Origin of the sequence: Streptomyces sp. NPDC006332 (genome assembly GCF_040612855.1) — a bacterium.
Lineage (GTDB): Bacteria > Actinomycetota > Actinomycetes > Streptomycetales > Streptomycetaceae > Streptomyces.
Window position 1 is genome coordinate 142,335 of sequence record NZ_JBEXRA010000020.1, and the last position, 11,256, is coordinate 153,590.

The 11,256-nt window shown below is 69.5% G+C and carries 10 protein-coding genes and 1 pseudogene; 5 read left to right on the plus strand and 6 right to left on the minus strand.

Annotated features, from left to right (window positions below; genetic code table 11):
* Positions 1–262 precede the first annotated feature (262 nt).
* The gene (locus ABZ027_RS20015) at positions 263–2,032 is read left to right on the plus strand and encodes an SGNH/GDSL hydrolase family protein (RefSeq protein ID WP_356770067.1); all 1,770 of its coding nucleotides are present in this window, start codon (positions 263–265) and stop codon (positions 2,030–2,032) included.
* Here the strand turns inward: ABZ027_RS20015 and ABZ027_RS20020 are convergent.
* The 3 genes from ABZ027_RS20020 to pcaC form a co-directional block, all read right to left on the minus strand.
* Entirely contained in the window at positions 1,957–2,736 is a 780-nt protein-coding gene (locus tag ABZ027_RS20020) for an exodeoxyribonuclease III (RefSeq protein WP_356770031.1), read from the minus strand. The two genes, ABZ027_RS20015 and ABZ027_RS20020, sit on opposite strands and share 76 nt — an antisense overlap.
* Positions 2,737–2,806: 70 nt before the next feature.
* Positions 2,807–3,442, minus strand: a complete 636-nt coding sequence (locus ABZ027_RS20025) for an MBL fold metallo-hydrolase (RefSeq protein WP_356770033.1) — start codon at positions 3,440–3,442, stop codon at positions 2,807–2,809.
* 43 nt (positions 3,443–3,485) lie between these two features.
* Complete coding sequence (pcaC, locus tag ABZ027_RS20030) at positions 3,486–4,784, minus strand: 4-carboxymuconolactone decarboxylase (RefSeq protein WP_356770035.1); 1,299 nt, start codon at positions 4,782–4,784, stop codon at positions 3,486–3,488.
* Between the two features lie 605 nt (positions 4,785–5,389).
* On the opposite strand from pcaC, the gene ABZ027_RS20035 reads away from it, so the two are divergent.
* Positions 5,390–5,680, plus strand: a complete 291-nt coding sequence (locus ABZ027_RS20035) for a hypothetical protein (RefSeq protein ID WP_356770069.1) — start codon at positions 5,390–5,392, stop codon at positions 5,678–5,680.
* A gap of 122 nt (positions 5,681–5,802) precedes the next feature.
* On the opposite strand, the gene ABZ027_RS20040 is transcribed toward ABZ027_RS20035, so the two are convergent.
* Complete coding sequence (locus tag ABZ027_RS20040) at positions 5,803–6,012, minus strand: DUF6243 family protein (protein WP_356770037.1); 210 nt, start codon at positions 6,010–6,012, stop codon at positions 5,803–5,805.
* A gap of 448 nt (positions 6,013–6,460) precedes the next feature.
* Here ABZ027_RS20040 and ABZ027_RS20045 point away from each other — a divergent pair, with 448 nt between their 5' ends.
* Both ABZ027_RS20045 and ABZ027_RS20050 read left to right on the plus strand, forming a co-directional pair.
* Positions 6,461–8,146 carry a ribonuclease J gene (locus ABZ027_RS20045; RefSeq protein ID WP_356770039.1) on the plus strand — a complete coding sequence of 562 codons (1,686 nt, stop codon included), beginning with the start codon at positions 6,461–6,463 and terminating at the stop codon, positions 8,144–8,146.
* A gap of 212 nt (positions 8,147–8,358) precedes the next feature.
* Complete coding sequence (locus tag ABZ027_RS20050; protein ID WP_356770041.1) at positions 8,359–8,634, plus strand: hypothetical protein; 276 nt, start codon at positions 8,359–8,361, stop codon at positions 8,632–8,634.
* A gap of 277 nt (positions 8,635–8,911) precedes the next feature.
* Here the strand turns inward: ABZ027_RS20050 and ABZ027_RS20055 are convergent, their stop codons facing one another.
* Positions 8,912–9,115 carry a cold-shock protein gene (locus ABZ027_RS20055; RefSeq protein ID WP_055495910.1) on the minus strand — a complete coding sequence of 68 codons (204 nt, stop codon included), beginning with the start codon at positions 9,113–9,115 and terminating at the stop codon, positions 8,912–8,914.
* Positions 9,116–9,356: 241 nt separating this feature from the next.
* Positions 9,357–9,632 carry a MerR family transcriptional regulator gene (locus ABZ027_RS20060; protein ID WP_356770043.1) on the minus strand — a complete coding sequence of 92 codons (276 nt, stop codon included), beginning with the start codon at positions 9,630–9,632 and terminating at the stop codon, positions 9,357–9,359.
* Positions 9,633–10,849: 1,217 nt separating this feature from the next.
* On the opposite strand from ABZ027_RS20060, the pseudogene ABZ027_RS20065 reads away from it, so the two are divergent.
* Positions 10,850–11,137: pseudogene (locus tag ABZ027_RS20065) on the plus strand (hypothetical protein); the annotation flags it as partial.
* Between the last annotated feature and the right edge of the window lie 119 nt (positions 11,138–11,256).

Below are 11,256 nucleotides of genomic sequence, written 5' to 3' on the forward strand. Positions count from 1 at the left end.
CTGCCGTACGCACCACAGGCGCGCGGACCCTGGATTCCGGTCGACTTCGCCGCGACTCGACGCATGGCTCGTTGACATGTACCCGGTGTCTCTTTAGTTTCGGTATGCGACTTTTGTTCTACCAGGACTCTCTGTTACCTCCTGTCTCTCCTACCTCTGCCCCTCTCTGCTCTTCTCTGCCAAGGAGACGGCCGTGCGCCGAAGCATCCGGTGGTGGGTGGCCGTTCTCGCCCTGTGCGCGGTCCTCGTGCCCACGAGCTCGATGCCTGCTGCCCCGGCGGGCGCGGCGGGGCCTCTCCCGCTGGAGGAACTGTTCGACACGACGGCGGTCAGTGATGACGCCCGTCCCTGCGAGGCGGACTTCGACGGCCTCGGCGCCTCCCTGTCGGCCCAGGACCTCACGGCCGCCGGCTGGACGCCGGGGCGCCCCCTCACCGTGCTGGGCGCGCGGCTGACCTGGCCGCGGTGGCGGCCGGGCGTACCGGACAACGTGCGGGCCGCCGGGCAGGACGTCCGCCTGCACGGGCACGGCGACGGGCTCGCCTTCCTGGTGGCCGGCACCGGCGGCGCCGACACAGGCGGCACGGGCACGGTCGAGTACGCGGACGGCACCGTCTCCCCGTACCGGCTGACCGCCTCCGACTGGCGCCGGGGACCGCTCGCCACCAAGGCGGTGGCACTGCCGCACGTCAACACACCCGGTGGCCAACTCGTCGAGAAGGCACGGCTGTACGTCGTGACGGTGCCGTTGGTCGCGGGGCGCGAGGTGGTCTCGGTGCAGCTGCCGTACGCGACCGACCTGCATGTGTTCGCGATGTCGGTACGGGCCGCCACACCGGAGTGGACCGGGAGTTGGGCGACCGCGACCACCGGCTACCAGGCCCTCGGCCCGTGGACGGACCGGACACTGCGGCTGGTCGTGCACACCTCCGTGGGCGGGCCACGGCTGCGGCTGCGGTTCGACAACACCTTCGCGACGGCTCCGGTGCGGATCGGTGGCGCCACGGTGGCGGTGCAGGCCTCGGGTGCGACGGCGCGGGGTGCGCCGGAGCGGCTGACCTTCGACGGCGCGGCGGGGGTCGAGATCCCGGCCGGGGCACAGTCGTTCAGTGATCCGCTGGTCTTCGCGGTACCGGCGGACGCCAACCTGCTGGTGAGCTTCCATCTGCCCGGGACGGTGCCGGCGGCGCCCGTGCACCGGCTCGCACGGCAGCGGTCGTACCTGAGCGACGCGGGCGACCATACGGCGGACGGTTCGGCCGCCGCGTACACCTCGACGCTGACCAACTGGCCCCTGCTGACCGGGGTGGACGTGGGCTGCGGGCCGGGGTCGGTGGTGCTGGTCGGGGACTCGATCACCGATGGGGACCGGTCCACCGTGGACGCGAACCGGCGCTGGCCCAATGTGCTGGCCACCCGGCTGCTGGGGCAGAGCGTGGTCCCCCGCTACGGGGTGCTGAACCTGGGGATCTCAGGAAACCGTGTGGTGACCGACCGCTATCCCGGGGACGGGGTCGCCACGGACTCGGCCGGAGTGAGCGCCCTGAACCGGTTCGACCGCGATGTCCACGCCCAGACGTCGGCGCGTACGGCGGTGCTGTTCGAGGGTGTGAACGACGTGCTGGGCGGTGCCTCGGCCCAGCAGGTGATCGCGGGGCTGCGGGAGTTCACGGACCGGGGCCGCGCCCGTGGTCTGCGCACGCTGGCAGCCACGCTCCTGCCGTGCGGGGGCCACACACGGTGCACGGCGGCGGTGGACGCCGAGCGGGTCGCGGTCAACGCCTGGATCCGGGACGCCGGGGTGTTCGACGGCGTGCTGGACTTCGACGGTGTGGTCCGCGACCCCGCCTCCCCCAACCACATGCTGCCCGCCTACGACAGCGGCGACCATCTGCACCCGTCCGATGCGGGGTTGGCCGCGCTCGCGGAGTCGGTGGATCTGCGGCTGCTGTCGGACTACACGTCGAGGTCGACCACGACCGGCGCGTGGTCGGAGGCCCCCTTGCCCTTGCGCTCCTCGCGGTCCACGTAAGCGTCCTTCACCGCCTTGGCGAACGGCTCGTTGCCGTACACCAGGTCGATGCGCATCCCCCGGTTCTTGGGGAAGCAGAGCTGGCGGTAGTCCCAGTACGTGAAGGGGTGCTCGTACTTCAGGGGGCGCGGGACCACGTCGGACAGGCCCGCCTCGCGCAGGGAGGCCAGGGCGGCGCGCTCGGCCGGGGTGACGTGGGTGAGGCCCTCGAAGGCGGCGACGTCATGGACGTCGTCGTCGGTGGGCGCCACGTTGTAGTCGCCCATGACCGCGAAGGGGCGGCCGCCGGCCGCGTCCCCGGCGACGGCCGCCTTCAGGGCCTCCAACCACTGGAGCTTGTAGGCGTAGTGCGGGTGGTCCACCTCACGGCCGTTCGGCACGTACACCGACCAGACGCGGACCGGGCCGCAGGTCGCGGAGAGGGCCCGGGCCTCGGTCGCCCCGTCGTAGCCGGGGTCGCCGGGCAGGCCCTTGACCACGTCCTCGATGCCGACGCGGGAGATCACCGCCACGCCGTTCCACCGGCCGGTGGCGTGTACCGCCGCCTCGTAGCCCAGCTCGCGCAGCTGGTCGAGCGGGAACTGCGCCTCGGCGACCTTGGCCTCCTGGAGGCACAGCACGTCGGTGCCGCTGCTCTCCAGCCAGGCCAGCAGCCTCGGCAGGCGGGCGGTGATCGAGTTCACGTTCCAGGTCGCGATGCGCATGTCTCACAACCTACCGGGCGGGTCTGACAACGCGGTCGGCGCCGGCCGACCGGGCTGGCGGGACCGCCCGTCACACGTCCGTCGATGCGCCCGGCGCCAGCCGCAGGTGTTCGGCGCCGCCGAGGGCGCCGATCTGGTTGTCGTAGATGGGGCGGGCGAGGTCGGTGAGCAGGGCGTCGTGGATGTCGTAGGCGCGCCGCGGCTTGACCTCGCGGACGTAGTCGATGACCTCGGAGATCTTGCTCCAGGGGGCCATGACCGGGAGCATCAGCGTCTCGACGGCGTGGTCGGGGACGGTGAGCGCGTCGCCGGGGTGGAAGACCTTGCCGCCGTCGACGAGGTAGCCGACGTTGGTGATGCGTGGGATGTCCGGGTGGATGACCGCGTGCAGCTCTCCGTGGACCTGGACGTCGAAGCCGGCCGCGGTGAAGGTGTCGCCGTGGCCGACCGTGTGTACGCGGCCGGGGAAAGCGGCGGAGATCTTCTCCGCGACGGACCGGAGGGTCCAGATCTCGGCGGCCGGGTCGGCTTCCAATGCGGCCCGCAGTCGCTCCTCGTCGAAGTGGTCGAGGTGCTCGTGCGTGACGAGGATGGCGTCGGCGCCGAGCGCGGCGTCCCGCTCGCTGAATCCGCCGGGGTCGAGAACGAGTGTCCGGCCGTCCTTCTCGAGGCGGACACAGGCATGGGACTTCTTCGTGAGCTTCATGGTTTCCATCCTGCCTCCGACGTGTCCTGGACTCGCGGCAGGCTCACTCGCTGGGGGTCGTCTCCTCGCGGATGACCTGCTGGGCCACCTTGAAGGCGCTGTTGGCCGCCGGGACGCCGCAGTAGACGGCCGCCTGCATCAGCACCTCCTTGATCTCGATGGGGGTGAGACCGTTGCGCAGGGCGGCGCGGGTGTGGAAGGCGAGCTCGTCGAGGTGGCCGCCCGCGACCAGGGCGGTGAGGGTGACACAGCTGCGTGAGCGCCGGTCCAGACCGGGCCGGTCCCAGATCTCGCCCCAGGCGTAGCGGGTGATGAACTCCTGGAAGTCGCCGGAGAAGTCGTCGGCCTGTGCCAGGGCCCGGTCCACGTGGGCGTCGCCGAGCACCTCGCGGCGCACCTTCAGACCGGCGTCGTACGGGTCGGGGCGGCCCAAGACCTCGGGGCCCGCGACGGCCGCGGCGATCTCGGCGACCGGTGCGGGCTGCGGCGGCGCGGCGGCCAGGACCGGCTTTACCGGGGTGGCCTGGATCGCCGTCATACCGGTGGTGGAGTCGAAGGCGGGCTGCCAGGCGGTGGAGAAGTGTCTGACCAGGAGGTCGGTGACGGCGGTCGGCTGCTCGACCGGCACCAGGTGGGAAGCGCCGGGGACGACGGCCAGCCGGGCGTCCGGGATGCCCGCGACCAGGGTGCGGGCCTCGGCGGGGCCGGTGACCTGGTCGTCCGAACCGACGAGGACCAGGGTGGGCACGCCCACGCGCGCGAGCTCGCCCCGCACGTCGAACGAGGCGAGCGCCTCGCAGGCGGCGATGTAACAGCCGGGGTCGGTGGTACGCACCATCTGCACGGCCCACTCGGTGATCGCGGGCTGCGCCGCTGCGAACCCGCCGGTGAACCAGCGATCGGGGGACATCCGGGCGATCGGGTCGAGCCCGTTCGTCCGTACGATCACGCCGCGCTGGCGGAACTCGTCGGCCGTGCCGAAGCGGGGCGAGGCCGCGATCAGCGCGAGCGAGGCGAGGCGCTCGGGATGGCGCAGGGCCAGCTCCATACCGACGGCGCCGCCGAGCGCGCAGCCCGCGTAGCCGAAGCGGTGCACGCCGAGACCGTCGAGGGTGGCGAGCAGCCGCGCGGTGAGGTCGCCCACCGCGCCCGCCGGGTACGCGGGAGCGCCGCCGTGGCCGGGCAGGTCGAACCGGAAGACCCGCCACTGCTTCGTCAGCTCGGGGACCTGGCGGTCCCACATGTGCCAGGTGGTACCCAGTGAGGGACCGAGGATCAGGACTGGGGCGTCTTCTGGTCCGTCGAATCGGTATTGCAGGGTGTTCGGTGGTGTCTCGCTCACCCGCCTGAGCCTCTCATCTGTCACGAGATGTCACATCGCCGGGGTGAACGTAGCGGGCCTTGCCTCGCTCCGCACTGCCGGACAGCCGACGAGAGCCCAGGTATACGTTCTCCGGCATGTACTCATGGCCGTGTCGGCAGTGGGCCCTCTGGGCACGTACCCTCCTTCAGCCGCTACGGGCAACGCTTTCCTTTTTGATCACGGCCTCCAGGCGGCTCGCGTCGCAGCATCAAGTGTGGTGGCACAGACGAGGCTCGGTGTGACTCACCTCTAAACCTTTCACCCCGACGCAGAACTCCCACACCAACGGCAAGGTCGGCATCCGGTTCGCGTCCGACAACGACGCGTGCAAGGTCACCGGCATGGGCTTCGTCCACCTCGAACGCGCCCCGGTCAACAACGGTGCGGACGCCTTCGACGTGACCGACAACTTCCGACAACTTCCGACAACGGCAAGGACGACCTCTACGGTCTGATCCACCTCGTCGGCGACAACACCGTGATCTCCACCAACCTCATCGACTACAAACCTGGCCCGCCGACTCGGTGAAACTGTTGGGTACCACCTCCAGCCTCACCTGGTCGCCGGCGGCGACGCCACATTCATCTCCACCAATCACTGCGTCACCAACATCGCCACCAAGCACGTCGTCCTCGACGCCGGCATCACGAAGACCAATCCTCGGCAGCGGCACGACCTCGCAGGTCCAGTCCTGCACCGACGACTACACCTTGCGACCCACGCCCTGATCAGTGGTGCCCGCTTGCCGTCCGGACCACAGAGGACTGAACGATACAGAGCGTCATCAGCACGACCGAGTACCAGGCGTGCGCTGCTGACCAGGCGAAACAGCACCAAGAAGCGTCGGGACCAGCTGCCCCGGGTGGCCGGCTGAGACGCGGGTGCTCGGCCGAGAGCTGAGCGGCACCGGCCGCGCCCGGTACGGCAGCAGGGCCCGGACCGCGCGTCGCGGTCCGGGCCCTGCCCCGTGCGGTGCCGCCCTGCGGCGGCGGTGCGTCAGCTCTGTGCGGTGCCGTCGCTCGTCTGCCCGGCGCCCTCGGCTGCGCCTGCCTTCTCGCGCATCTTGCGCACCAGCTCCGCCTTCTGGTCGGCGGCATTTTGGCGGTCGAGGTTGCGGTGCGGACCGTTGTTCTGCCGTTCGGCACGGGACAGCTTCTTGCGCTGGCCGCCGCCCATGCCCACGGGGTTGTTGATGTTCTTGCTCACGGGTTCTCCCGGAAAGAGGTGAAGTGATCTACGGATTCATTGGTGGGGGACAGGCGCGGCGACGTCCAAGGACGTCAGCAAGGGCCCATCACGCTCTCACTCGTGAATCGGCGTCTGGAAGAACATGCCCAAGACGTTACCCGGTTCCGTCGGCCCCGCACACCAGGTTTTTCGCCGTCCCGGCGTCGGCCGGGCCCTCGGCGATCACGGAGCCCCGCCAGATGAAGGCCAGCCAGTGGGGGGTATGCAGCGCCATTCCTGTCACGGATGCCCCTAAGGGGGACTCTGGATACCGTTCTGGCCAGGTTGTGGACTTCTATCGAGCTCCGGTGGAGCGAGGACGAGCGAGTAGAACCCGCACGAGCCGCGTGAGCCGGTTGGCATCCCGCGCGACGGCCCGCGACAGGCAACGGATCATGCCCTCCCGCTCTACGGGTACCGTCAGGGTATGAGTCATCCGCACCCCGAACTTAAAGCCGCCCCTCCCCTTCCCGAAGGAGGGCTGCGAGTCATCGCCCTGGGCGGCCTGGGTGAAGTCGGCCGCAACATGACCGTCTTCGAGCATGCCGGCAAACTGCTCGTCGTCGACTGCGGTGTGCTGTTCCCCGAGGAGACCCAGCCCGGCGTGGACGTGATCCTGCCGGACTTCACCTCGATCCGGGACCGGCTGGACGACATCGTGGCCGTGGTCCTCACCCACGGCCACGAGGACCACATCGGGGGCGTGCCGTACCTGCTGCGCGAGCGGTCCGACATCCCCGTGGTCGGCTCCAAGCTGACACTGGCGTTCCTGGAGGCCAAGCTCAAGGAACACGGCATCCGGCCGCGCACAGTGCGGGTACGGGAGAGCGACCGGCGGCGCTTCGGCCCCTTCGACTGCGAGTTCGTGGCGGTCAACCACTCCATCCCGGACAGCCTCGCGGTCGCGATCCGGACCGAAGCCGGGATGGTGCTGCACACCGGCGACTTCAAGATGGACCAGTTCCCCCTCGACGACCGCATCACCGATCTGCGCGCCTTCGCCCGCCTCGGCGAGGAGGGCGTGGACCTGTTCCTCACCGACTCGACCAACGCCGAAGTGCCCGGCTTCACCACCTCGGAGCGGGAGCTGAACCCGGCGATCGAGCAGGTGATGCGCACCGCTCCGCGCCGCGTCATCGTCTCCAGCTTCGCCAGCCATGTGCACCGCATCCAGCAGGTACTGGACGCCGCCCACCAGCACGGCCGCAAGGTCGCCTTCGTCGGCCGCTCGATGGTCCGCAACATGGGCATCGCCCGTGACCTGGGCTATCTGAAGGTCCCCTCCGGGCTGGTCGTGAGCACCAAGGAGCTGGAGAAGCTCCCGGACCACAAGATCACCCTGGTGTGCACCGGATCCCAGGGCGAGCCGATGGCCGCGCTGTCGCGGATGGCCAACCGCGACCACCTCATCCGCATCGGCAAGGGCGACACCGTCCTGCTCGCCAGCTCCCTCATCCCCGGCAACGAGAACGCCATCTACCGGGTGATCAACGGACTCACCCGGTGGGGCGCCCATGTGGTCCACAAGGGCAACGCCAAGGTGCACGTCTCCGGGCACGCCAGCGCCGGCGAACTCGTCTACTGTTACAACATCGTCAAGCCCCGCAACGTCATGCCCGTGCACGGCGAATGGCGCCATCTGCGGGCCAACGGCGACCTCGCCATCCGTACCGGCGTCGACCCCGAGCGGGTCGTCATCGCCGAGGACGGCGTCGTCGTCGACCTCGTCGACGGGCGCGCGTCCATCACCGGCAAGGTCCCCGCCGGCAACGTCTACGTGGACGGCATGGAAGTCGGCGGCGCCACCGAAGCGTCCCTCAAGGACCGCCTCACCCTCGCGGAGGAAGGCGTGGTCACGGTGGTGGCGATCGTCGACGCGGACACCGGCGCCCTCGCCGAGGCCCCCGACTTCCTGGCCCGGGGCTTCGTCCACGACGACACCACCTTCGAGCCGGTCATCCCCGTCATCGAGAAGACCCTGGCCACCGCGGCCGAGGAAGGCGTCGGGGACGCCCGCCAGCTCGAACAACTCGTCGCCCGCGCAGTGGCGAACTGGGCCTTTCGAACCCACCGCCGCAAGCCCCTCATCATCCCCGTCATCATCGACGCCTGAGTCCGGGGGCCCGGCAGCCGGGTCCCCGGCACCGGTCACGGTCTTGCCGGCGTCGCGGCCCGGCACGGGAGTCAGCAGCCACCCACCTGGACACCGACACCAGCGACCAGGGACGGGCGCTCGGCCGAGACCGCGCACGCCCTGGCTTACATCGTCATCGCAAACCGGTCTCGGGCACCGCGTACCTGCTACCCGTCAACATGGAGGCTCCGGTGCTGCGTTCTCTGGACGGAGAGGGAACCGCCCTGGCCAGGCAGATCCTCTCGGCCGTCGATGAGATGACTCCGCCCCAGCGCGTAGCGGCCGGGTACGTGATCGGTCAAGCCCTCGCCGAGTCCGACCATTTGCCTGACCTCAAGACACAGGTCATCGGCGAGTTGTGGCTCCGAGATCTCGAGCTCACCGCCTGGCGCGTTCTGCATGCGGACCGCAGATGGGACGATCCGGTTGGGCGGCAAGCCTTCCTCGACGCCCGGACGGGCACCTGACCGTCCGCTGCTTCAATCTGCGCGAACAGAGGCGCAGGGCATGCGGCACCCGAACCGGACGACGATCGAAGCAACTGAGGTCAGGAAGTTGAGGCCGAGCTCGCATCCCCCATCCTCCGCCTCAACAGATCAGGGGCCGCGCAGCAATGGCTGCGCGGCCTCTGATCGTGTGCACGCCCGGCACGAGAGCAGGCGCTGCGCCCGGTGGGCGGCAAAGCCCGCACGGGTGGCGCTCACCGGACACAGTGTGCGCGATCCCTCGGGCAGGTTTGCGAGGTCAGACCAGGTTGATGTTCTCGGCCTGCGGACCCTTCTGGCCCTGCGTGACGTCGAACGTCACGGCCTGGCCCTCCTGGAGCTCACGAAAGCCTGTGGAGTTGATCGCGGAGTAGTGCGCGAAGACGTCCGGGCCGCCGCCGTCCTGGGCGATGAAGCCGAAGCCCTTCTCCGCGTTGAACCACTTCACAGTTCCCGTCGCCATGTCTGACGCCTTCCAGTCGATGAACGCCTCCCGCTCCATGCGGAAAGCGGAGGTGGTCGCCCTGGTTCCTGCGGCACAGCACAGCAAAACGCCCACACCAAAGGCGCGGGCAGGGGAATTCCGAACCACGACAGCTGACACAGAACGCTACACGCCCACACGCCGCGTCACACAGGAAACGATCACACCGCACGGCAGACCGTGCGTGCGGTGCCCGCCGACGCGGGCGGGCACGCTCATCTCATGCTGCTGCGGTCGGTTTCGCTGATTCGGTGGCGCGGTGATTTTCGGCGTTGAGGCGCTGGGCTTCCTCGAGCTGGTCTTCGAGGATGATGATGCGGCAGGCGGCCTCAATGGGGGTGCCGTGGTCTACGAGTTCCCGGGCGCGGGCGGCGATACGCAGCTGATAGCGGGAGTAGCGGCGGTGGCCGCCCGCGGAGCGCAGTGGGGTGATGAGGCGGGTGTAGGCGGGGTAGTCGTCGTCATCGAGACGGCCGAATGTGTCGTCTGCTGTCATTGCACCTCTCTGTTCTGTGGCACGCGTTGAGGGGCCCTGGCGCCGTACTGGCACCAGGGCCCCGAAGGAACTGCTACACCATCCGCCGGCCCTGATACTGCGCCGGCCCTGTGTTTCCGCAGACCCGACCGAGACGTTGTCGGGGGCGCGGGGATCGCGGTTGCTCGACCGGAGACCACCTCACTATCGATGTCCTGCGGTACCCGGGTCAAAGACTCCACCCGGGCGATCCTGATGGCGCTCGGCTCCTCCGTTCTTCCCTCTTGATCGACTACTCACTGACGGAAACTGCGAACTGCTGGCACCGCCACTGCGGTGCCGCTTATGGCGGCCCCTGATCACTGCGGGCCACCCGGTCCGGTTGTCAGTCCCGTCGCCGTCCTGCGACCACTCTGGCTTCGGAACTCCACCACCGCACCGTCATGCCAACTGCAACTGCGTACTACTGCCCGGCAGTTCATCTCTGCCGAGCCTCGCTCGATCTCGACTACGAGAGAAACGGTAACTACACCGCCGCCGAATGTCTACTCCAGCGGGTACAGATTTCCGCGCGCTTGAAGATGAGGTAGTCCGCCTCGACCGGCCCCAGGGATGGTTCAAGCAGCTGCGAGGCTCTGTCCGGCGCTCACAGTGACCCGCCACCGTGTGGCAGTCGGGCTGGGCGTGGCGTCGCCGCCTGCACCGCGGCTACCGTCGGCGGCACCGGCCAACACTGCGTCTCGTGAGAACACCACCGACCGGCACGGACGTTGCCAGCCGTGACGCCCCCAGGTCGGCCGTTGACGAGCGTGGCAGAAGGCCCGGCGCCGCCCTCGACGATCCCAGGATGATCGAGCAGCTGGTGGCGAACCGGCACGGCCCCTGACACGGGCTCACGGCAGCAGGTGCCGTCATGCGTCGACTTTGGTCCTCCACCCCCTTCAGGCAAGCACTGGGACTCTGCGGGGTTGGCAGGTGGCGGGGTGGGCCAGAGGGGTTCGGTAGCCAGGGGCACGCGCATGGACGATTCAGAGACCAGGGTGACCGTGATGATCACGGTGATTGCCGTCGCCGCAGCCGTCCGTTCCACCACAGCCCTTGCCGACGCACCCGATAGGGCACGGGCCTGGCCTCCCTCGAAGGTTTGCAGCAGCCGGCTGTGGCTCGTGACGCGGCGGACACTGTGGTCTGCCGTGAGCACCTTCCTTGCCCCGTGGCGTCACCGCTCAAGCAGCCGGATGGCCGGCGAACATGGCCCGCCTCATGCGCAGCCCGACGAGTTGCTGGTTGACGTTGCCGCCCTGGCGAAGTCCGGCCAGAGCAACCAGATGTCCCTGGCCGTGACGACCGGTGGCGCTGTCATCACCGGTCGGCTGGCTGCCGAACGGCGTGGAGGCAGAGGGTGTCGGATGTGCTGAGGGGATTCCGCCCCCTTGGGCGAGTTCACCCGCCGTCTTCGACGCCCCGTGAAGGAGGACGGGCCGCCCAAGCGTCTGCGCTTCGGTGTCACCCGGATCCTGCAGGGCAACGGTGGCGGGAACCCGTTGCACGCGGTGTGGGCCCGGGCCGGGGAACCGGGGGGGCCCCCACCCCGCGCAGGGGGGGGGGCGGGTGTGGCTAACCGGGCAGGCCCCATAGGGAGGGG